We start from the raw sequence: 25,318 nt of genomic DNA, 5'->3' as shown, positions 1-25,318 counted from the left end.
GACAAAATTTTTGAAAGGATTCTGAAAAAGAGGTAAGATAGTTTATGTAAGTTAAAGTAAACGCTTACTTAATAAGGAGGACACTTTATGTCATATAAAACAAGCAATGCAGAAGGACCTGTAGATTTTATTAACACTTATGATTTGGAGCCAATGGCGCAACAAGTCATTCCTAAAGCTGCCTTTGGTTATATCGCTAGTGGAGCAGAGGATACTTTCACTTTACGCGAGAACATCCGTGCCTTTAACCACAAACTGATCGTTCCTCATACGCTTTGTGATGTTGAAAATCCAAGTACAGAGATTGAATTTGCAGGTGAAAAATTATCTTCACCAATTATTATGGCGCCTGTTGCGGCTCATAAATTGGCAAATGAGCAGGGGGAAGTAGCTACTGCGCGTGGTGTGCATGAATTTGGTTCTCTTTATACAACCAGCTCTTACTCTACCGTTGACCTTCCAGAAATTACGGAAGCTCTTCAAGGGACACCTCATTGGTTCCAATTTTACTTTAGTAAGGATGACGGTATCAACCGCCATATCATGGACCGTGTGAAGGCTGAAGGCTACAAAGCGATTGTCTTGACGGCAGATGCAACTGTAGGGGGCAATCGTGAGGTCGACAAGCGCAATGGTTTTGTCTTCCCCGTTGGTATGCCAATTGTTGAGGAATACCTGCCAGAAGGTGCTGGAAAATCAATGGACTTTGTTTACAAGTCAGCTAAACAACGCTTGTCTCCACGCGATGTCGAATTTATCGCTACATACTCAGGACTTCCTGTGTATGTCAAGGGACCACAATGCCGTGAGGACGTTGAACGTTCGCTTGCTGCGGGAGCTTCAGGTATCTGGGTAACCAACCACGGTGGTCGCCAAGTCGACGGTGGACCAGCATCCTTTGACTCACTTCAAGAAGTGGCTGAAGCAGTTGATAAACGTGTGCCAATTGTCTTTGACTCTGGTGTTCGTCGTGGTCAGCACGTCTTTAAAGCCTTGGCTTCAGGAGCAGACTTGGTAGCTATTGGGCGCCCTGTTATCTATGGCTTGGCTCTCGGCGGTAGTGTTGGTGTGCGTCAAGTCTTTGAGCACTTGAATGCAGAATTGAAGACAGTCATGCAGTTATCTGGAACTCAGACTATTGAGGATGTCAAACACTTCAAACTCCGTCACAACCCATACAATCCAACCTTCCCAGTTGACCCTCGTGACTTAAAATTGTATTGATAAAGAAGACGGCCTCCACCTTATGTGGAGGTTTTTCTTCGTGTATAGAAAGATTAAATCGTTATTAGAAACTATATAAATATATTTTTCGGTCAAATATCTTGCTAGGGCTTTCATTTTTTGCTATACTGGTCCAGTAATAAAATAATAAAGACATTTGGGGTGCCTTAGGCTGAGATGATACCCATTGAACCTGATACAGTTAATACTGGCGAAGGGAAATGTGAAAAGGTTTTTTTCGTATGTCGAAATGGACTGTCTAATCTTGTAAGGTGAACTCTAATTCTCGTTTGTAATTGGAGTTTTTTTGTTTATCAAAAGAGGATAGGCTTTTTTAGGTAGCTCTCTGCAAATGCCCTCGATGTTCTTTAAAAGTATCAAGTGGAATTACGATTTTGCTTGGTATCTCTTGATATTTTATTGATTACGAACGAGTAAAGAGAGGAAAAATAAATATGGAAACACAAGACTATGCATTTCAGCCGGGTTTGACCGTTGGAGAATTATTAAAAAGCAGTCAGAAGGATTGGCAGGCTGCAATCAATCATCGTTTTGTTAAGGAACTTTTTGCGGGGACAATTGAGAATAAGGTCTTAAAAGACTACCTGATTCAAGATTATCATTTCTTTGATGCCTTCTTATCCATGCTGGGTGCCTGTGTAGCTCACGCAGACCAGCTTGAATCCAAACTTCGTTTTGCCAAGCAACTAGGCTTTCTTGAAGCAGATGAAGATGGTTATTTCCAAAAGGCTTTCAAAGAGTTAAAGGTAGCAGAGAATGACTATCTAGAAGTGAACTTGCACCCTGTAACAAAAGCGTTTCAGGAGCTAATGTATTCTGCTGTGGCTTCATCAGACTATGCTCATCTTTTGGTCATGCTGGTCATTGCAGAAGGTCTCTATTTAGACTGGGGTTCTAAAGATTTGGCACTACCTGAAGCCTATATTCATTCGGAATGGATTAATCTACATAGAGGTCCTTTCTTTGCAGAGTGGGTTCAATTTCTAGTTGATGAACTTAATCGTGTCGGGAAAAATCGAGAAGATTTGACAGAACTTCAGCAACGCTGGAATCAAGCAGTTGCTTTGGAATTAGCCTTTTTTGATATCGGTTATGAATTATAGGACAGATTCAATACTTTTATGTAAATTAAAAGAATGAACAAACAAACTATATAAATATATTTTCCAGTCAAATATCTTGCTAGGGCTTTCATTTTTTGCTATACTGGTCCAGTAATTAAATAATAAAGACATTTGGGGTGCTTTAGGCTGAGATGATACCCATTGAACCTGATACAGTTAATACTGGCGAAGGGAAATGTGAAAAGGTTTTTTTCGTATGTCGAAAAGAACTGTCTAATCTTGTAAGCTAAACTCTAATTCTCGTTTGTAATTGGAGTTTTTTTGTTTATCAAAAGAGGATAGGCCTGACGACGAGCCTTTCGGTAGCTCTCCTTGAATGCCCCACTTTTCTTTAAAAAAGGAGTTTTTTATGTTGAAAAAATGGCAGTTAAAAGATGTTATCTTGCTTGCTTTCTTGTCTATCTTTTTTGGTGGCGTTTTTGTGGGTTCGGGTTATCTATTTGATATCCTCACCCTAATCTTGGCCCCTCTTGGTTTGCAGGCCTTTGCCAATGAAATCCTCTTTGGTCTCTGGTGTATGGCTGCGCCCATTGCGGCTATCTTTGTTCCAAGAATCGGAAGTGCAACGATTGGAGAAGTGCTCGCTGCGCTTGCTGAAGTCCTTTATGGTAGCCAATTCGGCCTAGGCGCTCTTTTGTCTGGCTTGGTTCAAGGCTTGGGAAGTGAATTTGGTTTTCTCGTAACCAAGAATCGCTATGAAAGTTGGCTCTCTCTAACTGCTAATAGTATTGGGATTACGCTTTTTAGCTTTGTCTATGAATACATTAAGTTAGGTTACTACGCCTTTTCCCTTCCTTTTGTCCTTTCCTTGCTTGTGGTGCGTTTTATTTCCGTCTTTTTCTTCTGTGCCATCTTGGTTCGTGCCATTGTCAAACTCTATCATCAGTTTGCGGCTGGAGGCAAGGCGTAGATGGGGCTGGAACTACGGGAGATTCAGTCCCCAATCTTTTCGGAGCCGATTGATTTTACTTTTCACGCGCAAGCTTTTACCTTGTTAGTTGGGAGCAGTGGTTCAGGAAAATCCAGTCTCTTTCAAATCATTGCCCAGGTCACTTCCTTGCCCTATAGTGGTCAAGTCCTGATAGATGGAAACCAGGTCAGTCAGCTTTCTATCGTCGAACGTGTCCAGACGGTTGGCATTCTCTTTCAAAATCCCAATCATCAATTTACCATGGAGAACTTGTTTGAGGAGCTGATTTTTACTTTGGAGAATATCGGCCATCCCGTTCAGGAGATTGATTCTAAAATAGCCGAGGTGGTCCAGCAATGTCGCTGCGAGGCAATCTTGCACCGTCCCATCCATCACTTATCAGGTGGGGAAAAGCAAAAGGCTGCGCTGGCTGTTCTATTTGCCATGAATCCTAGGGTCTATCTCTTGGATGAGCCCTTTGCTTCTATTGACCGCAAAAGTAGGATAGAGATCCTAGAGATTCTAAAGGAATTGGCCTCTAATGGGAAGACAGTCATCCTGTGTGACCATGATTTATCAGACTATGGAGCCTACATTGACCATATGGTGGAGCTAAGAGACGGGCAACTGAGGGAAGTGTTTCAAATCCCTACCTCTGAGATGACACAGGTTGCTTCAAAGGAAGTTGCTTCTAGCCTAGAACTATTCCATATGGATCGTGTGACTTGTGAGCTGGGTAATCGTCCCCTCTTTTCGATTGCTGATTTCACGTTTTACCAAGGAATTTCCTGTATCCTAGGTGATAATGGTGTTGGGAAATCAACCCTCTTTCGTTCCATTCTTCAATTTCAAAAGTATAGAGGGCGCATTACTTGGAAGGGTTCGGTCCTAAAAAAGAAAAAGAGTCTGTATCGTGACCTGACGGGTGTCGTTCAGGAATCTGAGAAGCAATTTATCCGAGTCAGTCTGAGAGAGGAACTTCAATTAGATAGCTCAGACTCGGAAAGAAATCAGCGGATTCTACAAGCTTTACGATATTTTGATCTGGAGCAGGCGCTTGATAAGAGTCCCTATCAATTAAGTGGTGGCCAACAAAAGATTCTTCAGCTCTTGACCATCTTGACCAGCAAGGCTTCTGTGATTTTACTAGATGAACCTTTTGCTGGTTTAGATAATAGAGCCTGCGCCTATTTTTGTCAGTGGATTCTGGAGGACAGAAATCAAGGGAGAAGTTTTTTGATCATTAGCCATCGTTTAGATCCCTTGATTTCTGTGGTCGATTATTGGATTGAGATGACTAGTGAGGGTCTCCGTCATATTAAAGACGTGACCATCAGCAAACCTCTCACATCTCGGAGTATCAATACTCAAGGGGAGGTGAAGTAGTATGGTCAAAGTAGCAACCCAGACACCGATAATCGGTCTCTTCTTTCTAATTTTATCCTTGGAAACATCTTTCATTCCTTCGATTGCTCTTAATCTTTCAGTAGTCGCATTTTGCATTCTCTTCATGCTCTACTACCGTCGATTTAAATTGTTGGCTTGGATGCTTGTGCTCGCCATTTTACCATCTTTTGCCAATTACTGGGCAGTACAGTTACATGGGGATGCTTCGCAGGCAGTGATACTTGGAACGAGGGCCTTTGTGACGGTTTGTATCGGTCTTGTCTTTGTTTCCAGTATTTCCTTAAAAGAGCTTCTCTTGTACTTGGCTCAAAAGGGGTTATCACGGTCTTGGGCCTATGCCTTAATTGTGGTATTCAATGCCTTTCCCCTCATTCAACAAGAAATCAAGTCCCTCAAGGAAGCTTGCTTATTGCGTGGTCAAAAATTGCATGTTTGGTCTCCCCTGATTTACAGTAAGGTTCTGATGACAGTCTTTAGGTGGCGCCATCTTTACCTGAGAGCTCTATCTGCGCATGGATATGACGAGCATGCACAGGTGGAGAATAGTTATCGGACTTTTTATATTTCTCAGAGGACAAAATTGATCTACCTACTTTTCTTTTTATTGCTTCAAACCAGCCTATTTCTATAAAGGAGTTATTATGGAATTTACAGATATTGCGATGGAATTATCCAAGGAAGCTTGGCAGGCTTCCTTTCATCACCCCTTTGTTTTACAGTTACAAGAGGGGAATTTAGAACCTTCTATTTTCCGCTATTACCTGATTCAGGATGCCTACTACCTGAAGTCTTTTTCAGAAGCCTATCACCTCTTGGCTGATAAGACTTCAAACCAAGAGATGAAAAGACTCTTGAAACAAAATGCCCAGAGTCTAGTGGAGGGTGAGTTGTTTATCCGCCAACAATTTTTCATGGAATTAGGAATCAGCGACCAGGAAATGGAGCAACATCCAATCGCTCCAACCTGTTATCATTACATTTCTCATATTTATCGCCAGTTTGCAGAGCCAAACTTGGGCATTGCTTTTGCTAGTTTGCTTCCATGTCCTTGGTTATACCATGATTTGGGCAAGGCACTTAATCGCAAACCATCCCCGAATCCTCTTTATCAACAGTGGATTGAAACCTATATCACCGATGAGTTAGAACAGCAGATTAAAGAGGAAGAAGCCCTGGTCAATCAGCTCTATCGCGAAAGTGACGAGACAGACAAACAAAAAATGCTAGAGGCCTTCCACCGAAGTGTCCACATGGAAGCTAAGTTTTGGGAGATGGCTTACCAACATCAAACCTGGACGAGTGATTTGCAATCCTTAGAAAAAGAGAAGAAATAGAAAATGAGAAACCACCAACTACAAGTTCACAAATTAACCATTTTATCCATGATGATTGCTCTTGACGTAGTACTTACACCCATCTTTCGAATTGAAGGAATGGCACCAATGTCCAGTGTAGTCAACATTCTTGCAGGGATTTTGATGGGACCTGTTTATGCCTTGGTCATGGCTACAGTCACAGCCTTTATCCGTATGACGACTCAAGGTATTCCCCCTTTGGCCCTAACAGGAGCTACTTTTGGAGCCCTCCTTGCAGGTCTCTTTTATAAGTATGGTCGGAAATTTCGCTATTCTGCTCTAGGAGAAATCTTGGGAACAGGGATTATCGGTTCCATTGTTTCCTATCCTGTCATGGTTCTCTTTACAGGATCTGCGGCCAAGCTTAGCTGGTTTATCTACACTCCTAGATTTTTTGGAGCAACCTTGATTGGTACAGCCATAGCTTTTCTTGCCTTTCGATTTTTAATCAAGCAGGAATTCTTTAAAAAAGTGCAGGGATATTTCTTTGGAGAAAGGATAGACTGATGCAGGAATTTACAAATCCCTTTCCTCTAACCTCCAGCTCCTTAATTCACTGCATCACCAATGAGATTTCCTGTGAGATGCTGGCCAATGGAATTTTGGCTCTGGGATCTAAACCTGTCATGGCAGATGATCCCCGTGAGGTTCTTGATTTTACCAAACAAAGCCAAGCTCTCTTTATCAATCTGGGGCATTTGTCAGCTGAGAAGGAGAAAGCAATCCGCATGGCAGCTACTTATGCAGCTCAAGCTGGCCTCCCAATGGTAGTAGATGCGGTTGGCGTAGCAGCTTCATCCATTCGTAAGGACCTAGTCACAGATCTTTTAGAATACAATCCCACGGTCCTTAAAGGAAATATGTCGGAAATCCGAAGTCTTGTTGGTTTAAAACACCACGGAGTTGGGGTCGATGCGAGTGCTAAAGATCAAGAAACTGAGGATTTGCTCCAAGTCTTGAAAGACTGGTGTCAGCTTTATCCTGGTATGTCATTTTTAGTCACTGGCCCCAAGGACCTCATCGTTTCAGAAAATCAAGTTGCTGTATTGAGGAATGGCTGTGCAGAATTGGACTGGATAACAGGGACAGGAGACCTGATTGGAGCCTTGACAACCGTTTTTCTCAGCCAAGGAAAGACTGCCTTTGAAGCTTCCTGCCTAGCAGTTTCTTATCTCAATATCGCTGCTGAGAGAATTCTTGTTCAAGGAATGGGATTGGAAGGTTTTCGTTACCAAGTTCTCAATCAACTCTCTCTCCTAAAAAGAGATGAAAACTGGCTAAAAGCCATCAAAGGAGACTTTTATGAATAGAGAAGCATTTAGACTGTATCTAGTAACCAATCGCTACCAAGATTCCTTGGAAAGCTTTCTTGAAAAAGTTGAGACGGCCTGCCGTTCAGGTGTTACCATCATTCAATTACGAGAAAAAAATCTCACCACCAACCAATACTATCAGCTGGCAAAACAAGTCAAGGAAATAACAGACGCCTATCAGGTGCCCTTGATTATCGATGATCGGTTGGATATCTGTCTTGCAGTCGATGCTGCAGGTTTGCATATTGGCGACGATGAACTACCAGTTTCGGTTGCCCGCCAAGTATTGGGTCCTGAAAAAATCCTCGGTGTCACTGCTAAAACAGTAAAAAGAGCTCTTGAAGCAGAAACATCGGGTGCAGATTACTTGGGGACAGGAGCTATTTTCCCGACAACTACCAAAGAAAATGCACCTATCACCTTGATTTCAACCTTGAAAACCATTTGCCAAATGGTCGCCATTCCAGTAGTTGCTATTGGAGGCTTGACGTCAGAGAATATTGACCAACTTGCTGAAACAGGTATAGCTGGAGTAGCCGTTGTTCGTGATTTGATGCAGGCAGAAGATATAGAGGCAAAAACGCAAGCATTTTTAACAAAGCTGGATGACATGATTTCCTAATCAAAAACTCTCTAATTCCCTTAAAGTGGGAACTAGAGAGTTTTTCTTAATCTTTAAAACTTGTATGGTTGACTGGGCCAGAACCATGACCGAGTTGAGGGGCGTCTTGGATGGCTTTTGTGATAAAGGCCTTGGCCTTATCGACTGCCTGATAAAGGGTCTTCCCCTTGGCTAGTTCAGCCGTAATCACTGCAGCAAAAGTACATCCAGTACCATGGGTGTGACAGGTTTGAATTCGTGGACTTTCCCAGACAAATTGTTCCTCCTTGGTAAAGAGGAAATCCTTGGCACCACCTTCAAGATGACCACCTTTGATAACTACAGACTGAGGACCAAATTCTTTTAAAATCAGGCGACCAGCACGCTGCATGTCTTCTGGATCATGGATTAAAAAACCAACAATCTCTTCTGCTTCAGGAAGATTGGGAGTGATAATGGTTGCAAGGGGAAGTAGGTTTGTTTTTAGGAAGCTTCTCGCACTGGTATCAATCAGGGTGTCCCCACTCGTAGCGACCATAACAGGGTCCAGCACATAGGGACAGTCCAGCTTTTTAAGGTAGGGTTGGATGATCTCCATGATCTCAGTAGTTGCCAACATACCAGTTTTCACAGCCTGAGGTTTGATATCCGAAAAGACACTCTCCAATTGAGCTTCCAGCATTTGGTTGGAGACGTGCTCGATTAATTGAACACCTCTGGTATTTTGAGCGACAAGGCTGGTGACAACGGCCATTCCATAGACATCTCTCGCTTGGAATGACTTCAAATCAGCCATAATGCCAGCACCGCCACTAGGGTCAGTTCCTGCAATGGTTAGAGCAACGGGTAAATAAGTCATCTAAAACCTCCCAACCAACTGAAGTTTGTATTCTCAAGAACAAGCTAGTCTGTTTGAGGAAAGCAATAGAAGACTAGCTAGTCCTCATTATCATTTCCACTTCCATCAGCTAGCATTACCTAGATTGAGTCAAAGGGATATAACAGTCGTTAATCTCAGCTTTACGCACCCCTAGTGGTTGTTTTCTTTTTTCTACAGTATAGCATATTTTTATAGTTTATATAGTGAAATTTGACTGCAAATCTCTCGTTACAGGATTAGAATTTTATTTTTCGAAAAAATAATAAAAATTATAGTTGACAAATGTAGATTTTGAGAGTATACTAATAACTGTAATCGACAAATGTAGATTTAGGAGGTGTGATTATGCAGATTTCAGATGCAGAATGGCAGGTCATGAAGATTATTTGGATGCAAGGAGAGCAGACCAGTACGGATTTGATCAGGGTTCTGGCGGAGCGGTTCGACTGGTCCAAGTCGACCATTCAAACTCTTTTGGCTCGTTTGGTTGAGAAAGAGTGTCTGTCAAGGAAAAAAGAAGGCAAGTTCTTTGTCTATTCAGCCCTTTTAACTCTGGACCAGAGTCGAGACTTGCTTGTCCAAGATATCAAAGACAAGGTTTGTTCTCGTAGGATTAAGAACTTGTTGGCTGATTTGATTGTGGAATGTGATTTCACTTTGGCTGACTTGGAAGACTTAGAAGCTGTGATTTCTAAGAAGAAATCAAGCGCTGTAACAGAAGTAAGATGTAATTGTATGTAAAGGAGACGTCATGTTAAATAGTATTGTAACCATTATTTGTATTGCCCTTATCGCGTTTATCTTGTTTTGGTTTTTCAAAAAGCCTGAAAAATCTGGACAAAAGGCCCAGCAAAAAAAGGGTTACCAAGAGATCCGAGTGGAAGTCATGGGGGGCTATACGCCTGAGTTGATTATTCTTAAAAAATCAGTGCCAGCCCGCATTGTCTTTGACCGCAAGGACCCTTCACCCTGTCTAGATCAGATCGTCTTTCCAGATTTTGGTGTGCATGCGGATCTTCCTATGGGTGAAGAGTATGTAGTGGAAATCACACCTGAGCAGACTGGAGAGTTTGGCTTTGCATGTGGTATGAACATGATGCACGGCAAGATGATTGTAGAGTAGGAGGAGACTATGACAGAAATTGTGAAAGCAAGCCTAGAAAATGGCATTCAAAAAATCCGTATCCGAGCTGAAAAAGGCTATCATCCAGCCCACATTCAGCTTCAAAAAGGGATTCCCGCTGAGATTACCTTTCATCGTGCCACCCCTTCAAACTGTTATAAGGAAATTCTTTTTGAAGAAGAAGGGATTCTAGAACCAATCGGTGTAGACGAGGAGAAGACAATTCGTTTTACACCTCAAGAATTAGGTCAACATGAATTTTCATGTGGCATGAAGATGCAAAAGGGGAGCTATACCGTAGTTGAGAAGACGCGAAAATCTCTATCCCTTTTACAGCGTTTTTGGATTACTAGTATCTTTACCCTGCCTCTTGTTTTCCTCATGATCGGGATGTTGACAGGGACTATTAGTCATCCAGTCATGCATTGGGGCACCTTTTTAGCCACAACGCCTATTATGCTGGTAGCAGGTGGTCCTTATATTCAGAGTGCTTGGGCCAGCTTTAAAAAACATAATGCCAACATGGATACCTTAGTGGCACTGGGAACTCTGGTAGCCTATCTTTATAGTCTGGTTGCTCTCTTTGCTGGGCTCCCTGTTTACTTTGAAAGTGCTGGATTTATCCTCTTCTTCGTTCTTTTAGGGGCAGTTTTTGAGGAGAAAATGCGAAAAAACACTTCCCAAGCTGTGGAGAAATTACTTGATTTGCAAGCTAAAACAGCAGAAGTCTTGCGTGATGATCGCTATGTTCAAGTTCCTTTGGAACAAGTCAAGGTAGGTGACCTGATTCGAGTGCGTCCCGGTGAAAAGATTGCGGTTGATGGTGTTGTAGTCGAAGGCGTCTCCAGTATTGACGAATCCATGGTGACAGGTGAGAGTCTGCCAGTAGACAAAACAGTTGGAGATACTGTGATTGGCTCTACCATCAATAATAGTGGCACTCTTATTTTTAAAGCAGAAAAAGTTGGTTCAGAGACTGTCTTGGCACAGATTGTGGACTTTGTGAAGAAAGCTCAAACCAGCCGTGCACCGATTCAGGATTTGACGGATAAAATTTCAGGGATTTTTGTTCCTGCAGTTGTCATTTTAGCGATTCTGACTTTTTGGGTTTGGTTTGTCTTGCTTGAGGCTAGCTTTGTGACCTCTCTCCTTTATGGGGTGGCAGTGTTGATTATCGCCTGCCCTTGTGCCTTGGGACTTGCAACACCAACGGCCCTTATGGTGGGGACAGGTCGCAGTGCCAAGATGGGGGTTCTCCTAAAAAATGGAACAGTCTTACAGGAAATCCAGAAAGTCCAAACTCTCGTCTTTGATAAAACAGGGACTTTGACAGAAGGGAAACCTGTGGTAACAGATATTATCGGCGACGAAGTAGAAGTGCTTGGATTGGCAGCCTCCTTGGAAGAAGCTTCCCAACACCCACTGGCTGAGGCCATTGTCAAGCGAGCGAGTGAAGCTGGACTTGAGATTCAAACTGTTGAAAATTTCCAAGCCTTGCACGGAAAAGGTGTCTCAGGGCAAATCAATGGGAAACAAGTCTTACTTGGAAATGCTAAAATGCTAGATGGCATGGATATTTCTAATGCTTATCAGGAAAAACTTGAAGAACTGGAAAAAGAAGCTAAGACAGTTGTGTTCTTGGCTGTTGACAATGAAATCAAAGGCTTGCTTGCACTACAAGATATTCCTAAGGAAAATGCTAAACTTGCCATCAGTCAGTTGAAAAAACGAGGTCTTAAAACAGTCATGCTGACAGGGGATAATGCTGGTGTGGCGCGTGCCATTGCAGATCAGATTGGCATTGAAGAGGTCATTTCAGGTGTATTGCCAGAAGAAAAAGCCCATGAAATCCATAAACTACAATCAGCTGGAAAAGTAGCCTTTGTTGGGGATGGTATCAATGACGCTCCTGCCCTCAGTGTAGCGGATGTGGGAATTGCTATGGGAGCTGGAACAGATATTGCCATCGAGTCAGCAGATTTGGTGTTGACAACTAATAACCTCTTAGGAGTTGTTCGTGCCCTTGATATGAGTAAGAAAACCTTTAATCGAATTCTGCTCAATCTTTTCTGGGCCTTTATCTACAATGTCGCCGGAATTCCGATTGCAGCAGGAGTCTTTTCAGGAATTGGTCTCGTTCTCAATCCAGAACTGGCAGGTCTAGCTATGGCCTTTAGTTCTGTATCTGTTTTAACCAGTTCACTCATGCTAAACTTTAGTAAAATAGACTAAAAGCGAGCTTGCTCGCTTTTTATACTCTTCGAAAATCTCTTCAAACCACGTCAGCTCTATCTGCAACCTCAAAACAGTGTATTGAGTACCCTGCGGCTAGCTTCCTAGTTCGCTCTTTGATTTTTATTGAATATTATTATAAAACAGTTACATAAAACGTTTTCAAACTGTACTGTAATAGAGAATAAAAACTTCTGAGCACATTCTTAGGAGACCCAAAACAAATGTGGTAAAGTAGTAGAGTAAAAATTTGCTGAAACGTTTCCAATTAGTATATGAAAACGGATTTATCAAGTTTTAAAAATATTTGAAGGAGAGTTATCATTATGACTCAAGGGAAAATTACTGCATCTGCAGCAATGCTCAACGTATTGAAAACATGGGGCGTAGACACAATCTACGGTATCCCATCAGGAACACTCAGCTCATTGATGGACGCTTTGGCTGAAGACAAAGATATCCGCTTCTTGCAAGTTCGCCACGAAGAAACAGGTGCTCTTGCTGCGGTCATGCAAGCTAAATTCGGCGGCTCAATCGGGGTTGCAGTAGGTTCAGGTGGTCCAGGTGCGACTCACTTGATTAACGGTGTTTACGATGCAGCTATGGATAACACTCCATTCCTTGCTATCCTTGGATCACGTCCTGTTAACGAACTCAACATGGATGCCTTCCAAGAATTGAACCAAAACCCAATGTACAACGGTATCGCTGTCTACAACAAACGTGTCGCTTACGCTGAGCAATTACCAAAAGTAATTGACGAAGCTTGCCGTGCTGCAGTTTCTAAAAAAGGTCCAGCTGTTGTTGAAATTCCAGTAAACTTCGGTTTCCAAGAAATCGACGAAAACTCATACTATGGTTCAGGTTCATACGAACGTTCATTCATCGCTCCTGCTTTGAACGAAGTTGAAATTGACAAAGCAGTTGAAATCTTGAACAATGCTGAACGCCCAGTTATCTACGCTGGTTACGGTGGTGTTAAAGCTGGTGAAGTCATTACTGAATTGTCACGTAAAATCAAAGCACCAATCATCACAACTGGTAAAAACTTTGAAGCCTTTGAATGGAACTACGAAGGTTTGACAGGTTCTGCTTACCGTGTTGGTTGGAAACCAGCCAACGAAGTAGTCTTTGAAGCAGACACAGTTCTTTTCCTTGGTTCAAACTTCCCATTTGCTGAAGTTTACGAAGCCTTCAAGAACACTGAAAAATTCATCCAAGTCGATATCGACCCTTACAAACTTGGTAAACGTCATGCCCTTGACGCTTCTATCCTTGGTGACGCAGGTCAAGCAGCGAAAGCTATCCTTGATAAAGTAAACCCAGTTGAGTCTACTCCATGGTGGCGTGCAAACGTGAAGAACAACCAAAACTGGCGTGATTACATGAACAAACTCGAAGGTAAAACCGAGGGTGAATTGCAATTGTATCAAGTTTACAATGCAATCAACAAACATGCTGACCAAGACGCTATCTACTCAATCGACGTAGGTGACACTACTCAAACATCTACTCGTCACCTTCACATGACACCTAAGAACATGTGGCGTACATCTCCACTCTTTGCGACAATGGGTATTGCCCTTCCTGGTGGTATCGCTGCTAAGAAAGACAATCCTGATCGCCAAGTATGGAACATCATGGGTGACGGTGCATTCAACATGTGCTACCCAGACGTTATCACAAACGTTCAATACGACCTTCCAGTTATCAACGTTGTCTTCTCAAATGGTAAATATGCCTTCATCAAGGACAAATACGAAGACACAAACAAACACTTGTTTGGTTGTGACTTCCCTAATGCTGACTATGCGAAAATCGCTGAAGCTCAAGGAGCTGTTGGATTTACAGTTGACCGTATCGAAGACATCGATGCAGTTGTTGCAGAAGCTGTTAAATTGAGCAAAGAAGGTAAAACTGTTGTTATCGATGCTCGCATCTCTCAACACCGTCCACTTCCAGTAGAAGTACTTGAATTGGATCCAAAACTTCACTCAGAAGAAGCAATCAAAGCCTTCAAGGAAAAATACGAAGCAGAAGAACTCGTACCATTCCGTCTCTTCTTGGAAGAAGAAGGTTTGCAATCACGCGCAATTAAATAATTCCTTCGTGGAACTTAAAAAGATCGGAGCAATCCGGTCTTTTTATGGAGTATAGTAAATGAATTTAAATCAATTAGATATTATCGTTTCAGATGTTCCACAAGTCTGTGCTGACTTGGAGCGTATTTTGGATAAAAAGTCCGATTATGTTGATGACAGTTTTGCTCAGTTTACGATTGGCAGTCACTGTCTGATGTTGTCCCAAAATCATTTGATTCCTTTGGAAGATTTTCAGTCAGGAATCATTCTTCATATTGAGATTGAGGATCTAAATCAGAATTACCAACGGTTAAAAGAGATCGGTGTCGAGATTTTACACGGTCTTTGTGAAACGGATTGGGGAACAGAGTCCTTATTAGTTAAAGGGCCTGCTGGTCTAGTGATTGATTTTTATCGTATGAAGTAGGTAATTCTATTATCAAATTTTTTATCTAAACATTCTTGGAGTGAAACTTAAAAAGATCGGAGCAATTCGATCTTTTTTGTATTTATGCGACTTTCAGTCCGTCTCGCTCCGTTAGGTGCGAGACAAAAAACCACCCGTTTTCACGGGTGGTTATGATTTCTACACTTATTGTTTGGCTTCCTGTTTTAATTGTTGCACCTGTTCCTCGTACTGGACAAGCTCCCTGTCTTTTATATTGATAGTCGCTTCTGCTTCAGCAATGCGGCTTCTCAGATCTTGAGTCTTGTTATGGTGATAGCTAATACCAATAGCACTACCAGCAATGATCCCGATTACTAGACAAGTAAAAATCACCAAAATCAAGGGAGCAGATAGTTGTGTAAAGACAAGACTGACAGTTACTGTTTGACGATTGAGTAGACCAAATGAGATCACAATGACTAATAAGCTCAAACCGCCAATTAGATAAGCCTTATCTTTCAGTGACAATTCATTAAATTTTTTTAGCATAAGTTCCTTTTCTCCTGACTATGTTGATAGAAAACTACACACCATTTAGGTATTAACAAAATTCATTTTACTAGAAAATTTCGATACTGTCAATAATTTCTAACGGCTTATTTACCATCAATCAATCGATTCATTGAAAAGGAGTATTCATTTTCTAATATTTGATTGAGTAAACAGAACGGAGCAATTCGGTCTTTTTTCTGTTCCCTCTTTCTTATAACAAGATTGTGATAGTTTATATCTTTATAACAAAAGTTTTAAAGACTTGATTGTTTTGAAAGAATATTTTAAAATAAGATTCAGTAAAAATGAAAGAGGTTTTGAAAATGTCTGAAAAACAAATGAAAATTTTAGGTTGGGTAGCGACCTTTATGTCTGTTATGATGTATGTGTCTTACTTCCCACAAATTATGAACAACCTGGCTGGTCAAAAAGGGAACTTTATCCAGCCCTTGGTTGCAGCCATCAACTGTAGTCTCTGGGTTTACTACGGTCTTTTCAAGAAAGAAAGAGATATTCCACTTGCGGCTGCTAATGCACCAGGTATCGTTTTTGGCCTAGTAACGGCTATCACAGCTTTGATTTAAAAAGAAGACTGGTTTCAGTCTTTTTTTCGTATATATAAAAGTAAGTTTAGTGCTATTATTATCCAGAGGGTTCCAAACTTTTTGCCTCCTTTTTAGTATAATAGAAGTAATAAATCAATCGAGGTAAAGTGATGACAGAAATACTACAATTTCCAGAAGGATTCCTCTGGGGTGGTGCTACGGCAGCTAATCAATGTGAGGGTGCTTATAATCAAGATGGCCGTGGTCTTGCTAATGTGGATGTGGTACCGATTGGTCCAGACCGTGAGGCTATTATTACAGGTCAGAAAAAGATGTTTTCGTTTGAGGAGGGCTATTTTTACCCAGCAAAGGAAGCCATTGATATGTACCATCATTACAAGGAAGATATTGCGCTTTTTGCAGAAATGGGATTTAAAACCTATCGACTTTCCATTGCTTGGACTCGGATTTTTCCTCAAGGTGACGAAGCAGAGCCAAATGAAGTTGGTCTAGCTTTTTATGAGGATTTATTTAAGGAATGCCACAAGTATGGAATTGAACCACTGGTGACCATCACGCATTTCGATTGCCCCATGCACTTAATTAGGGAGTACGGTGGTTGGCGCAATCGTCGTATGTTGGACTTTTACGCAAATCTCTGTCACACCCTCTTTACCCGTTACAAGGGCTTGGTCAAGTACTGGCTCACCTTCAACGAAATCAATATGATTCTGCATGCCCCCTTTTTAGGAGCTGGGATTTGTTTTGAAGAAGGAGAAAATCAAGAACAGATCAAATACCAAGCAGCCCACCATGAGCTGGTAGCCTCGGCTATGGCGACTAAAATTGCTCACGAAATTGATCCAGAAAACAAGGTGGGATGTATGTTGGCAGCAGGACAATACTATCCCAACACTGCCCATCCGAGAGACTACTGGGCAGCTATGGAGGAAGACCGTAAGAGTTACTTCTTCATTGACGTCCAAGCGCGTGGGGAATACCCAAACTATGCCAAGAAACAGTGGGAGCGTGAGGGGATAGAAATTGAAATGACGGCAGAGGATTTGGATTTGTTGAAGAATCACACTGTTGATTTTGTTTCCTTCTCTTACTATGCGAGTCGAGTGGCCTCAGGCGATCCAGAAGTGACGAATCTGACCGCTGGAAATGTCTTTGCCTCTATCAAAAATCCTTATCTAGAATCCTCTGAATGGGGTTGGCAGATTGACCCACTGGGGCTTCGTATCACCCTCAATGCTATCTGGGATCGTTATCAAAAGCCTATGTTCATCGTAGAAAATGGCCTCGGTGCTATGGACACGCCAGATGAAAATGGATACGTAGCAGATGACTATCGGATTGCTTATCTAGAAGCCCACATCAAGGCTATGCGAGATGCTATTTACCAAGATGGCGTTGAATTGCTTGGTTATACGACTTGGGGTTGTATAGATCTGGTTTCTGCTGGAACAGGCGAAATGAACAAGCGTTATGGTTTTATCTATGTGGATCGTGATAATGCAGGTCAAGGAAGTCTCAAACGGAGCAAGAAGAAATCCTTCTACTGGTACAAGGATGTCATTGCCAGCAATGGTGCAAGTATTAAGTAGAGCACATTTGTTCACTATTTTTATAAAATCTTCTCCCTACTTTATAAGATGTGAAAAAGAGTTCAATTAGACCTGGCTTTTTGCTATAATGAAGTGAGAAAAATAGACAGGAGATCAAGATGTCAGAACCATTATTTTTACAATCAGTTATGCAAGAAAAAATCTGGGGTGGAACCAAGCTACGTGATGAGTTTGGCTACGACATTCCAAGTGAAAAAATCGGAGAATACTGGGCTATTTCAGCCCACCCAAATGGAGTTTCAAAGGTCGCTAATGGGCGTTTTGAGGGAACAGACCTAGCTACTTTGTATGCGGAACACCGTGAATTGTTTGGTAACCGTCCAGAACCTGTGTTTCCACTGTTGACCAAGATTCTCGATGCCAACGACTGGCTCAGTGTCCAAGTTCACCCAGACGATACCTATGGACTAGAGCACGAAGGCGAGTTAGGGAAAACAGAGTGTTGGTACATCATCGCAGCAGACGAAGGTTCAGAGATTATCTATGGCCACAATGCCAAATCAAAAGAAGAACTCCGCCAGCAAATCGAGGACAAGAACTGGGATACCTTGCTGACAAAAGTTCCAGTTAAAGCTGGAGATTTCTTCTATGTACCAAGCGGAACCATGCACGCTATCGGGGCGGGTATCTTGATTCTTGAAACCCAGCAGTCTAGCGATACCACCTACCGTGTTTATGACTTTGACCGCAAGGACGACAAGGGCAACTTGCGTGAACTTCACCTTGAAAAATCCATCGATGTTTTAAACATTGGAGAGCCTGCCAATAGCCGTCCTGTAACTATCAAAGCAGATGATCTACGTTCCACTCTCCTTGTATCCAATGATTTCTTCGCAGTTTACAAGTGGGAAATCACTGGCAAAGTTGACTTCGAAAAGACAGCTGACTACAGCCTGTTGAGCGTCTTAGCTGGTCAGGGTCAACTGAATGTTGATGGGAAAAACTATCCAATCCAAAAAGGCAGCCACTTTATCCTACCAAGTGATGTTGAAGCTTGGACCTTGGAAGGGCAAGGTTTGGAATTGATTGTTAGCCATCCATAAAAAAAGAAAGGGCCTGAGTTTACTACTCAAGTCCTTTTTGATTACATAAATTGGGCGATAAAAACCACAATGATGATAATAGGAATGATGAAACGAAGAAGGAAGAGCCAGACTTGGAAAAGTCCTTGTTTCCATGCTCTTTCATCAAGATGGAGTTCCTCCTTAGCAAGAGCCTTCTTAAAGATGTAGCCTGTAAAGAGAGAAAGGCAGAGGGCTCCAAATGGCATGAGGAGATTGGAAACCAAGAAGTCCATAGCGTCAAAGAAGGTCTTCCCAAAGATGTGAACATCCGCCATAATACCGTAAGAAAGGGCTGAAGGAATTCCAAAGATAAAGGTCAAGATTCCTAAAATAGCGCTCCATTTAGCACGTTTGCTGTTGTCCTGGTTGGTGATATTGCCCACATTGATTTCCAGCATCACGACAGAAGAAGTGACCGTCGCAAAGAGGAAGAGCAAGAGGAAAAGGATGTAGAAAATGGTTCCAAAAGGCATCTTGTCAAAGAGTTGAGGTAAGACGATAAAGAGCAGGCTTGGTCCCCCTTCAGACTGAATATTGAAGGCCGACATGGCTGGGAAAATGGCTAGTCCCGCCATGATGGATACAGAGATGTTCATGGCTACGATGGAAATACCTGACTGGACCAGATTGGTTTTCTTGTCCAAGTAGGAAGCATAGGTCAGCATGGCTGTCACCCCTAGTGAGAGGGCAAAGAAAGATTGTCCCAGAGCATATAGGAGACCAGCGCTAGTTAGTTTTGAAAAGTCTGGTTTGAGAAAGTAGAGACCCCCTTCCATGGCATTTGGCAAGCTGAGCGAGCGCCCGATGATCACGACAAAAATGATAAAGAGCAGGGGCATCATGACCTTTGAGGCTCTTTCAATCCCTTTTTGAACTCCACGTGATACAATAAAGATATTCAACAAGATAAAGGCAGCTTGTGCGCCAAGGGCAATGGCTGGATTTGAAATGATTGAAGTAAATAACTGAGCATAATCACCCGTTCCGCCAAGTTGGAACAATTTCCCAAACTCAATACTCAGATAGACTAGAATCCATCCTCCGATGACACTGTAAAAGGAGAGGAGGATAAAGAGGGCAAAGGCACCAATCCAACCGATAAAGTTGTACTTGTTATTCTTGCCTAGTTTTCCAAAGGTTTTGATAGCGGAAACGCCAGCGCTACGGCCAAGGGCAAACTCAGCCAGCAGGAGCGGGAAACCGATTAAAATAGTGGAAATGAGAAAGACTAGTAAAAAGCCCCCACCGCCATTAGCAGCAGTCATGTAGGGGAACTTCCAAACGGCTCCAAGTCCGATAGCTGAACCAGCAGATGCTAGGATAAAGCCTAGTTTCGAGCCCCATTGCGATTTTTCTGACATAGTTGAAACTCCAATCTCTTTTTTAAAATAAGAAAAGGCTACTTGAGTTGTCAAATAGCCCTCTCTCAATGGCTCTCTATGAGCCTTCTGTTTGATTGATAGACTTGACTATCCTATCATGTTTTCAAAGGTCTGTCAAGAAAACCATTTTCAAGTTTTCACACCTTTCTCAAAAAGTTAAAAATTTTTCGCAAAAACGCTTGACTCTGACCTAAGGGGAGGGGTTATACTATCCTTGTAAGGAGGAAATCATGTACCATATAAAAGAAGCTGCGCAGCTTTCAGGTGTCTCTGTTAAGACTCTGCATCACTACGATAAGATAGGGCTCTTGGTTCCCTTAAAGTCGGAAAACGGCTATCGAACCTATAGTCAGGAGGATTTGGAACGACTTCAGGTCATTCTGTACTACAAATATCTAGGCTTTTCTTTAGAAAAAATAGCAGAGCTGTTAAAGGAAGAAAGAACAGATTTATTGCCCCATTTGACTAGGCAGTTGGATTATCTAACTCGAGAAAGGCAACATCTGGATACCTTGATTTCCACCTTGCAAAAAACCATTCAAGAACAAAAAGGAGAAAGAAAAATGACCATTGAGGAAAAATTCACTGGATTTAGCTATCAAGACAATCAAAAATACCACCAAGAAGCGGTAGAGAAATATGGTCAAGAAGTCATGGGCCAGGCTCTCGAGCGCCAAAGTGGTAGAGAAGATGAGGCTACGGCTGCCTTTAACCAAGTTTTTCAAGTTTTGGCTCATAATCTTAAAAATGGGCTAGCTGCAACAGCGGTCGAAAACCAAGAAGAAGCAGCTAAACTCTTGCAAGCTATTCGTACTTATGGATTTGACTGCTCTATTGAGGTATTCGGTCATATCGGCAAAGGCTACGTCTACAACCCAGAGTTTAAGGAAAACATTGACAAGTTTGGATCTGGTACAGCTCAATACACATCAGATGTCATATCGGCTTACGTCCAGACAAATGCAGAATAAATAGGCTAGGAATTTCCTAGCCTATTTTTTACTTCAAATCATAAAGCCAGTCGTCACCGTCTTTATAGTAAAAGAATTCACTGAGATTCTCTTCTAAAAAAACACGAAGCATATCAGACATATCATCAGTAGCAAGTTTTAGATGAGAAAGATTTTCAAAGTTCTCCCACCAAACTTTCCCTTCGTCTGAAGACTGGAGTTCACCAGTAAAGTGTTCTGTTTTGTAAAAGAGGACTACATAACGATAATCCTTGTCATCGTACCAGTTTTTGATACCACAGAGTTGGGATTTGGAAATGGTCAGACCAGTTTCTTCTTTCACTTCACGAATGACAGCATCGACAAAGGATTCGCCACGTTCAACATGACCGCCAGGAAAAGTAATACCAGGCCAGTCAGGATTAACTCGATCTTGAACCAGAACCTTGTCTCCGTTTTGAATCATACACATGTTGACAAATTCGACTGACTCCCATCTGTTCATTTTTTCCATCCTTTAATATTTAATCATAATGCAGACTTCCTGCCACCCAGCCGGTGCAGAGGGCAGAAGTGATGTTAAAGCCACCCGTGTGGGCATTTATATCCATGACTTCGCCAGCAAAGTGGAGACCAGGAACGAGCTTACTTTCCAGGGTTTTAGGATTGATTTCCTTAAGACTGACACCGCCTTTGGTGACAAAGGACTTGGCAAGAGACATTTTGCCAGTCACAGGGATTTTGAGGGTTTTGATGGACTGGAGAAGTTGTTCGCGTTCCTTTTCAGTCAGTTGTTTGACTTTGTCAGGATAGCCTTGCACCAAAAATTCTGCCAAGCGTTCTGGAAGTAAAGTTTTTAAAGCATTTTTCAAGGATTTTTCCCGATTTTCTTCTAGAAATGCAGCCAAGTCCTTCTCAGAAAGTTGAGGTAAGACATCCAGTGAGAGAACTTCGCCGCCCTTGACAAAGCTGGACATACGTAGGGCAGCAGGGCCGGACAAACCAAAGTGGGTAAAGAGTAGATCATGAGTGATGACATGCTTACCATATCTTAAGGTCACATCGTCTAGTGAAATCCCTTGAAGCGCTTTGTGTGGAAAATCAGTCAACAAAGGACTCTCAGCAGCCTCAAGCTCAGTAATGGAGTGTTTAAAATGACGGGCGATCTCATGTCCAAAACCAGTCGAACCAGTCGAAGGATAGGATTTTCCACCAGTTGTGACAATGAGTTTATCACAAGTGAAGCTTTGGTCTGCGGACTTGAGGACGAACTGGTCGTCTATCTTTTTAACCGAAACAATCTCTGTTTGAGTAGCAATTTGCCCGCCAAGTTCAATGATTTTCTTCTCCAAGGCTTCGATAATGGTCCGAGATTTGTCGCTAGAAGGAAAGACACGGCCGTGGTCCTCAACCTTTAGTTTAACACCGTTTTCCGTGAAAAAGTTGATGATATCGTGGTTATCAAACTGGGAAAAGACACTGTAAAGAAAGCGTCCGTTCCCAGGGATTCCAGCTAGTAGGTCATCTAGAGTTCCGTTGTTAGTCACATTGCAACGTCCCCCACCAGTCCCAGCTAATTTTTTTCCAAGTTTCCGATTTTTTTCGATGAGGAGGGTTTTCTGTCCATAAAAACTACTGGAAATGGTAGCCATCATACCAGCAGGTCCCCCACCGATGACAATAGTATCAAAATGTTTCATAGCTCTATTGTACCACAAAAAAACAAGAGATGCTTGGCATCTCTTGTTGCTCATAATCTTAGTTAATTTCATATCCCATCAACAAACCGCCATCTTCTGCATAGAAACTGCAGAGACCAGATGTTGGAAGAATCTTAATTTCAGCTTGCGGGAAGGTTTCCAGCAAGCGTTCTGACAATTGCTGACAGAATTTATCATTGCTGCGATGAGCCATGACGATACGGCCACCAGCATAACCAGCCTTGATGAGTTCTTCATAGGCTGCTTGAAGGGATTTTTTGGGTCCACGAGCTTTTTGGAGCAGTTCTAGGGTTCCAGTTTCACTTGCTTCCCCAACCATACGGATGTTGAGAAGGCCAACGACAGTACCGATAAGCTTACTCAAACGACCATTTTTGACCAAGTTATCGACTTTAGCAAGGACAAAGAGCAACTTCGTTTTTTCTTGGTAGGCTGTGATAGCTTCAACAATTTCCTCATAAGAAAGTCCTTGATCAATCAAACTATTGATTTTCTCGACAATCAAGTCAACTTCCCCACCTGCAGACAATGTATCAATCACATGAATCTGAGTGTCAGGATGTTCTTCAAGGTAGATATTTTTAGCGAGCTGTGCACTGTTATGGCTACCAGAAAGAGCACCAGTGATGGTAACGACAAAGATATGCTTAGCACCTTCAAATGCACGCAAGTAATCATCAGGGCTAGGACAAGCTGATTTTGAAGCCTCAGAAGTCGCATACATGGTTTCCATCATGTGGTCAATGTCAAGATTGGCATCATCGATAAAGACCTGATCAGCTACTTGAATGGTTAAAGGAACACTAACAAATTCCGTATCAATAGCAGGAGTTGCTAGTTGACGATAATCACAACCAGAGTCAGCTACAATCTTCCAAGTCATAGAAATTCTCCATCTTTGTCACTTATACATTGACAAAGGTTCTGTCTTTTTTTACAATTATATCATGAAAGCCCTTGAAACAAAAGTACCACCTCTCTGTTGTCACAAGTAGAAAGAAATTGTTATGTCTGAACGTAAAATATCTGAAAAATCTCTTGAAAATCTCAGAAAATCAAATCAAGAATCCAATTTTTTAACCAGAGAAGCAATCGAGACGGCTCTTTTGCAACTTCTAGAGAAAAAAGACTTGGCTAAGATCAGCATTTCGGAGCTGGTCAAACGGGCGGGCGTCTCTCGTGCCGCCTTCTATCGTAACTATGACTCCAAAGAAGAGATTTTGGAAAGCGTCTTTAAACGCAGTGTCCATAACATTATGGAACAGTTGAGCCACTACGATGTTAAAACAGACCTTTATCTAGTCTGGGTACACCTTTTCCGCGCAGCCAAGAAAGAAGCCAAAGTTATCCAACTTGCTCTGGACTACCATTTGGAAAAGATTTTTGTCCAAGCCATGCAGGAATTTCTAGAAAAATACCACGGAAAGTCAAAAGGCGTTAGCAGCTACCTTCATTCCTTTTGGAGTTCTGCCATCGTATCGGTTCTGCTCAAATGGATCAAAGATGGCATGAAGGTTCCGGCTGAAAAGATTGCAGATTTACGCTTGCCATTTTTCAAAAAATAGAGGAAAAGGAGAAGACTTATGACAGAAAAAAGACTGGCTTGGGATGAGTACTTTGCAGCCCAGGCTTTACTGATTGCCAATCGTTCGACCTGTAAACGTGCCAAGGTGGGAGCTGTCCTAGTCAAGGACAATAAGGTCATTTCAACAGGCTACAATGGTTCCGTATCAGGAACGGAGCACTGTATTGACCACGAATGTCTGGTCATTGAAGGTCACTGTGTTCGAACCCTCCACGCCGAGGTTAATGCTATCTTGCAAGGAGCCGAACGAGGGGTTCCCAGAGGATTTACAGCCTATGTGACCCATTTCCCGTGTCTGAACTGCACCAAACAACTGCTACAAGTTGGTTGCAAGCGCGTGGTTTATATCAACCAGTACCGAATGGATGACTATGCCCAGTACCTTTATCAAGAAAAAGGCACCGAGTTAACCCATTTACCATTAGAGACTGTTCAGACAGCTCTTCAAGAGGCAGATTTGATTTAAAAATTAATAAAAATAAATGGTTTAGAAAGCTTTTTAAACCGTTTTTTGATATAATAAGAAGAATAAATTGAAAGAAGGAACTCAGAAAATGGGAAAAATTGAAGTCATTAATCATCCACTCATTCAACACAAATTGTCAATCTTGCGACGTACAGATACTTCTACAAAAGCTTTTCGTGAGCTAGTTGATGAGATTGCAATGTTGATGGGATATGAAGTACTTCGTGATCTTCCACTTGAAGATGTGGAAATCGAAACACCTATCACAAAGACCGTTCAAAAACAATTGGCTGGGAAAAAATTGGCGATTGTCCCAATCTTGCGCGCAGGTATCGGGATGGTAGATGGCCTCTTGAGCTTGGTTCCAGCAGCCAAAGTTGGTCATATCGGTATGTACCGTGATGAAGAAACCCTTCAACCAGTTGAATACTTGGTGAAATTGCCTGAGGATATTGACCAACGTCAAATCTTTGTAGTGGATCCAATGTTGGCAACGGGTGGTTCAGCTATCTTGGCTGTTGACTCCCTTAAAAAACGTGGCGCATCAAATATCAAGTTTGTCTGCCTAGTATCTGCTCCAGAAGGAGTGAAAGCTCTTCAAGAAGCTCACCCAGATGTAGAAATTTTTACAGCAGCCTTGGATGAACGCTTGAACGAACACGGTTATATCGTTCCAGGTCTTGGAGATGCTGGAGACCGCTTGTTCGGTACCAAATAAGATAGCAAGTAAATACTGAAATTAGAAGTTCGTTTTTGACTTGAA

The 25,318-nt window shown here is 42.1% G+C and carries 27 protein-coding genes and 3 riboswitches; of the genes, 21 read left to right on the top strand and 6 right to left on the bottom strand.

Features of this window, described 5'->3' with window-relative positions; translation table 11 throughout:
- The first annotated feature begins 87 nt into the window (after positions 1–87).
- From lctO to thiE, 9 genes are all read left to right on the top strand, one after another.
- On the top strand, positions 88–1,224 hold the full coding sequence (gene lctO / locus DG474_RS06865; protein WP_255777778.1) for an L-lactate oxidase: 1,137 nt from the start codon (positions 88–90) through the stop codon (positions 1,222–1,224).
- Between the two features lie 148 nt (positions 1,225–1,372).
- A riboswitch (TPP riboswitch) is annotated at positions 1,373–1,461 on the top strand.
- A gap of 218 nt (positions 1,462–1,679) precedes the next feature.
- Positions 1,680–2,348 (top strand): TenA family protein, encoded by a 669-nt coding sequence (locus DG474_RS06860; RefSeq protein WP_255777777.1) that lies wholly within the window; start codon positions 1,680–1,682, stop codon positions 2,346–2,348.
- 123 nt (positions 2,349–2,471) lie between these two features.
- Positions 2,472–2,560, top strand: a riboswitch (TPP riboswitch).
- A 158-nt stretch (positions 2,561–2,718) separates the two neighbouring features.
- Positions 2,719–3,279 carry an ECF transporter S component gene (locus tag DG474_RS06855; RefSeq protein WP_000915264.1) on the top strand — a complete coding sequence of 187 codons (561 nt, stop codon included), beginning with the start codon at positions 2,719–2,721 and terminating at the stop codon, positions 3,277–3,279.
- A complete protein-coding gene (locus DG474_RS06850; RefSeq protein ID WP_255777775.1) occupies positions 3,280–4,665 on the top strand; it encodes an ATP-binding cassette domain-containing protein in 1,386 nt (461 codons plus the stop codon).
- Position 4,666: 1 nt separating this feature from the next.
- Positions 4,667–5,317: an energy-coupling factor transporter transmembrane component T gene (locus tag DG474_RS06845; protein WP_255777774.1), complete on the top strand. Its 651-nt coding sequence runs from the start codon at positions 4,667–4,669 to the stop codon at positions 5,315–5,317.
- Between the two features lie 10 nt (positions 5,318–5,327).
- Positions 5,328–6,020 (top strand): thiaminase II, encoded by a 693-nt coding sequence (gene tenA / locus DG474_RS06840; RefSeq protein WP_255777773.1) that lies wholly within the window; start codon positions 5,328–5,330, stop codon positions 6,018–6,020.
- A 3-nt stretch (positions 6,021–6,023) separates the two neighbouring features.
- Positions 6,024–6,548: an energy coupling factor transporter S component ThiW gene (gene thiW, locus DG474_RS06835; protein ID WP_001244058.1), complete on the top strand. Its 525-nt coding sequence runs from the start codon at positions 6,024–6,026 to the stop codon at positions 6,546–6,548.
- Positions 6,548–7,351 (top strand): hydroxyethylthiazole kinase, encoded by an 804-nt coding sequence (thiM, locus tag DG474_RS06830; RefSeq protein ID WP_255777771.1) that lies wholly within the window; start codon positions 6,548–6,550, stop codon positions 7,349–7,351. The genes thiW and thiM overlap by 1 nt, the downstream gene beginning before the upstream one ends.
- The gene (gene thiE / locus DG474_RS06825; protein ID WP_049518954.1) at positions 7,344–7,976 is read left to right on the top strand and encodes a thiamine phosphate synthase; all 633 of its coding nucleotides are present in this window, start codon (positions 7,344–7,346) and stop codon (positions 7,974–7,976) included. The genes thiM and thiE overlap by 8 nt, the downstream gene beginning before the upstream one ends.
- Positions 7,977–8,022: 46 nt before the next feature.
- On the opposite strand, the gene thiD is transcribed toward thiE, so the two are convergent.
- A complete protein-coding gene (gene thiD, locus DG474_RS06820; RefSeq protein ID WP_255777770.1) occupies positions 8,023–8,814 on the bottom strand; it encodes a bifunctional hydroxymethylpyrimidine kinase/phosphomethylpyrimidine kinase in 792 nt (263 codons plus the stop codon).
- An 84-nt stretch (positions 8,815–8,898) separates the two neighbouring features.
- A riboswitch (TPP riboswitch) is annotated at positions 8,899–8,997 on the bottom strand.
- Positions 8,998–9,180: 183 nt separating this feature from the next.
- Here thiD and DG474_RS06815 point away from each other — a divergent pair.
- The 5 genes from DG474_RS06815 to DG474_RS06795 all read left to right on the top strand — a co-directional run bounded on the left by DG474_RS06815 (position 9,181) and on the right by DG474_RS06795 (position 14,698).
- Positions 9,181–9,576, top strand: a complete 396-nt coding sequence (locus DG474_RS06815; protein WP_255777769.1) for a CopY/TcrY family copper transport repressor — start codon at positions 9,181–9,183, stop codon at positions 9,574–9,576.
- A 10-nt stretch (positions 9,577–9,586) separates the two neighbouring features.
- Positions 9,587–9,958, top strand: a complete 372-nt coding sequence (locus DG474_RS06810; protein ID WP_000935056.1) for a cupredoxin domain-containing protein — start codon at positions 9,587–9,589, stop codon at positions 9,956–9,958.
- A 9-nt stretch (positions 9,959–9,967) separates the two neighbouring features.
- Positions 9,968–12,190 (top strand): heavy metal translocating P-type ATPase, encoded by a 2,223-nt coding sequence (locus DG474_RS06805; protein WP_255777768.1) that lies wholly within the window; start codon positions 9,968–9,970, stop codon positions 12,188–12,190.
- A 326-nt stretch (positions 12,191–12,516) separates the two neighbouring features.
- A complete protein-coding gene (spxB, locus tag DG474_RS06800; RefSeq protein WP_255777766.1) occupies positions 12,517–14,292 on the top strand; it encodes a pyruvate oxidase in 1,776 nt (591 codons plus the stop codon).
- 58 nt (positions 14,293–14,350) lie between these two features.
- A complete protein-coding gene (locus tag DG474_RS06795; RefSeq protein ID WP_001052641.1) occupies positions 14,351–14,698 on the top strand; it encodes a VOC family protein in 348 nt (115 codons plus the stop codon).
- Positions 14,699–14,863: 165 nt separating this feature from the next.
- Here the strand turns inward: DG474_RS06795 and DG474_RS06790 are convergent, their stop codons facing one another.
- The gene (locus DG474_RS06790) at positions 14,864–15,208 is read right to left on the bottom strand and encodes a lipopolysaccharide assembly protein LapA domain-containing protein (protein WP_000913393.1); all 345 of its coding nucleotides are present in this window, start codon (positions 15,206–15,208) and stop codon (positions 14,864–14,866) included.
- A gap of 326 nt (positions 15,209–15,534) precedes the next feature.
- On the opposite strand from DG474_RS06790, the gene DG474_RS06785 reads away from it, so the two are divergent.
- From DG474_RS06785 to manA, 3 genes are all read left to right on the top strand, one after another.
- Positions 15,535–15,795, top strand: a complete 261-nt coding sequence (locus DG474_RS06785) for a SemiSWEET family transporter (protein ID WP_001291473.1) — start codon at positions 15,535–15,537, stop codon at positions 15,793–15,795.
- Between the two features lie 131 nt (positions 15,796–15,926).
- Complete coding sequence (locus tag DG474_RS06780) at positions 15,927–17,366, top strand: 6-phospho-beta-glucosidase (protein ID WP_000136073.1); 1,440 nt, start codon at positions 15,927–15,929, stop codon at positions 17,364–17,366.
- A gap of 119 nt (positions 17,367–17,485) precedes the next feature.
- Complete coding sequence (gene manA / locus DG474_RS06775; protein ID WP_070656975.1) at positions 17,486–18,430, top strand: mannose-6-phosphate isomerase, class I; 945 nt, start codon at positions 17,486–17,488, stop codon at positions 18,428–18,430.
- Between the two features lie 41 nt (positions 18,431–18,471).
- Here manA and DG474_RS06770 read toward each other — a convergent pair whose 3' ends face one another.
- A complete protein-coding gene (locus DG474_RS06770) occupies positions 18,472–19,812 on the bottom strand; it encodes a sodium-dependent transporter (RefSeq protein ID WP_255777762.1) in 1,341 nt (446 codons plus the stop codon).
- A gap of 251 nt (positions 19,813–20,063) precedes the next feature.
- On the opposite strand from DG474_RS06770, the gene DG474_RS06765 reads away from it, so the two are divergent.
- The gene (locus tag DG474_RS06765; RefSeq protein ID WP_255777761.1) at positions 20,064–20,804 is read left to right on the top strand and encodes a MerR family transcriptional regulator; all 741 of its coding nucleotides are present in this window, start codon (positions 20,064–20,066) and stop codon (positions 20,802–20,804) included.
- Positions 20,805–20,832: 28 nt separating this feature from the next.
- On the opposite strand, the gene DG474_RS06760 is transcribed toward DG474_RS06765, so the two are convergent.
- The 3 genes from DG474_RS06760 to DG474_RS06750 are packed head-to-tail and all read right to left on the bottom strand — an operon-like array spanning position 20,833 to position 23,387.
- Positions 20,833–21,288, bottom strand: a complete 456-nt coding sequence (locus tag DG474_RS06760) for an 8-oxo-dGTP diphosphatase (protein ID WP_255777760.1) — start codon at positions 21,286–21,288, stop codon at positions 20,833–20,835.
- A gap of 19 nt (positions 21,289–21,307) precedes the next feature.
- A complete protein-coding gene (aao, locus tag DG474_RS06755) occupies positions 21,308–22,483 on the bottom strand; it encodes an aminoacetone oxidase (RefSeq protein ID WP_255777758.1) in 1,176 nt (391 codons plus the stop codon).
- Positions 22,484–22,541: 58 nt separating this feature from the next.
- Positions 22,542–23,387, bottom strand: a complete 846-nt coding sequence (locus DG474_RS06750; protein ID WP_255777757.1) for a DegV family protein — start codon at positions 23,385–23,387, stop codon at positions 22,542–22,544.
- Between the two features lie 124 nt (positions 23,388–23,511).
- Between DG474_RS06750 and DG474_RS06745 the strand changes: the two genes are divergently transcribed.
- From DG474_RS06745 to upp, 3 genes are all read left to right on the top strand, one after another.
- Positions 23,512–24,069 (top strand): TetR/AcrR family transcriptional regulator, encoded by a 558-nt coding sequence (locus DG474_RS06745; protein WP_000003897.1) that lies wholly within the window; start codon positions 23,512–23,514, stop codon positions 24,067–24,069.
- Positions 24,070–24,087: 18 nt separating this feature from the next.
- The gene (locus DG474_RS06740) at positions 24,088–24,555 is read left to right on the top strand and encodes a deoxycytidylate deaminase (RefSeq protein ID WP_000136994.1); all 468 of its coding nucleotides are present in this window, start codon (positions 24,088–24,090) and stop codon (positions 24,553–24,555) included.
- A gap of 88 nt (positions 24,556–24,643) precedes the next feature.
- On the top strand, positions 24,644–25,273 hold the full coding sequence (gene upp, locus DG474_RS06735) for a uracil phosphoribosyltransferase (RefSeq protein WP_000515974.1): 630 nt from the start codon (positions 24,644–24,646) through the stop codon (positions 25,271–25,273).
- Positions 25,274–25,318 lie beyond the last annotated feature (45 nt).

The sequence above is a fragment of the Streptococcus oralis genome, from assembly GCF_024399415.1.
GTDB lineage: Bacteria > Bacillota > Bacilli > Lactobacillales > Streptococcaceae > Streptococcus > Streptococcus oralis_CS.
Note: the sequence above shows the minus strand (reverse complement) of the source record. Positions and strands in the feature narration are given on the sequence as shown.

What these genes read in the sequence shown, in the direction of transcription:
- DG474_RS06845 (WP_255777774.1), top strand. Translation starts at nt 4,667, where the DNA reads ATGGTCAAAGTAGCAACCCAGACACCGATAATCGGTCTCTTCTTTCTA.
- DG474_RS06855 (WP_000915264.1), top strand. Translation starts at nt 2,719, where the DNA reads ATGTTGAAAAAATGGCAGTTAAAAGATGTTATCTTGCTTGCTTTCTTG.
- DG474_RS06760 (WP_255777760.1), bottom strand. Translation starts at nt 21,288, where the DNA reads ATGAACAGATGGGAGTCAGTCGAATTTGTCAACATGTGTATGATTCAA.
- DG474_RS06815 (WP_255777769.1), top strand. Translation starts at nt 9,181, where the DNA reads ATGCAGATTTCAGATGCAGAATGGCAGGTCATGAAGATTATTTGGATG.
- DG474_RS06850 (WP_255777775.1), top strand. Translation starts at nt 3,280, where the DNA reads ATGGGGCTGGAACTACGGGAGATTCAGTCCCCAATCTTTTCGGAGCCG.
- spxB (WP_255777766.1), top strand. Translation starts at nt 12,517, where the DNA reads ATGACTCAAGGGAAAATTACTGCATCTGCAGCAATGCTCAACGTATTG.
- DG474_RS06785 (WP_001291473.1), top strand. Translation starts at nt 15,535, where the DNA reads ATGTCTGAAAAACAAATGAAAATTTTAGGTTGGGTAGCGACCTTTATG.
- DG474_RS06810 (WP_000935056.1), top strand. Translation starts at nt 9,587, where the DNA reads ATGTTAAATAGTATTGTAACCATTATTTGTATTGCCCTTATCGCGTTT.
- DG474_RS06750 (WP_255777757.1), bottom strand. Translation starts at nt 23,387, where the DNA reads ATGACTTGGAAGATTGTAGCTGACTCTGGTTGTGATTATCGTCAACTA.
- aao (WP_255777758.1), bottom strand. Translation starts at nt 22,483, where the DNA reads ATGAAACATTTTGATACTATTGTCATCGGTGGGGGACCTGCTGGTATG.
- upp (WP_000515974.1), top strand. Translation starts at nt 24,644, where the DNA reads ATGGGAAAAATTGAAGTCATTAATCATCCACTCATTCAACACAAATTG.
- DG474_RS06745 (WP_000003897.1), top strand. Translation starts at nt 23,512, where the DNA reads ATGTCTGAACGTAAAATATCTGAAAAATCTCTTGAAAATCTCAGAAAA.
- DG474_RS06795 (WP_001052641.1), top strand. Translation starts at nt 14,351, where the DNA reads ATGAATTTAAATCAATTAGATATTATCGTTTCAGATGTTCCACAAGTC.
- lctO (WP_255777778.1), top strand. Translation starts at nt 88, where the DNA reads ATGTCATATAAAACAAGCAATGCAGAAGGACCTGTAGATTTTATTAAC.
- thiE (WP_049518954.1), top strand. Translation starts at nt 7,344, where the DNA reads ATGAATAGAGAAGCATTTAGACTGTATCTAGTAACCAATCGCTACCAA.
- manA (WP_070656975.1), top strand. Translation starts at nt 17,486, where the DNA reads ATGTCAGAACCATTATTTTTACAATCAGTTATGCAAGAAAAAATCTGG.
- thiM (WP_255777771.1), top strand. Translation starts at nt 6,548, where the DNA reads ATGCAGGAATTTACAAATCCCTTTCCTCTAACCTCCAGCTCCTTAATT.
- thiD (WP_255777770.1), bottom strand. Translation starts at nt 8,814, where the DNA reads ATGACTTATTTACCCGTTGCTCTAACCATTGCAGGAACTGACCCTAGT.
- DG474_RS06740 (WP_000136994.1), top strand. Translation starts at nt 24,088, where the DNA reads ATGACAGAAAAAAGACTGGCTTGGGATGAGTACTTTGCAGCCCAGGCT.
- tenA (WP_255777773.1), top strand. Translation starts at nt 5,328, where the DNA reads ATGGAATTTACAGATATTGCGATGGAATTATCCAAGGAAGCTTGGCAG.
- DG474_RS06770 (WP_255777762.1), bottom strand. Translation starts at nt 19,812, where the DNA reads ATGTCAGAAAAATCGCAATGGGGCTCGAAACTAGGCTTTATCCTAGCA.
- DG474_RS06790 (WP_000913393.1), bottom strand. Translation starts at nt 15,208, where the DNA reads ATGCTAAAAAAATTTAATGAATTGTCACTGAAAGATAAGGCTTATCTA.
- DG474_RS06860 (WP_255777777.1), top strand. Translation starts at nt 1,680, where the DNA reads ATGGAAACACAAGACTATGCATTTCAGCCGGGTTTGACCGTTGGAGAA.
- DG474_RS06805 (WP_255777768.1), top strand. Translation starts at nt 9,968, where the DNA reads ATGACAGAAATTGTGAAAGCAAGCCTAGAAAATGGCATTCAAAAAATC.
- DG474_RS06780 (WP_000136073.1), top strand. Translation starts at nt 15,927, where the DNA reads ATGACAGAAATACTACAATTTCCAGAAGGATTCCTCTGGGGTGGTGCT.
- DG474_RS06765 (WP_255777761.1), top strand. Translation starts at nt 20,064, where the DNA reads ATGTACCATATAAAAGAAGCTGCGCAGCTTTCAGGTGTCTCTGTTAAG.
- thiW (WP_001244058.1), top strand. Translation starts at nt 6,024, where the DNA reads ATGAGAAACCACCAACTACAAGTTCACAAATTAACCATTTTATCCATG.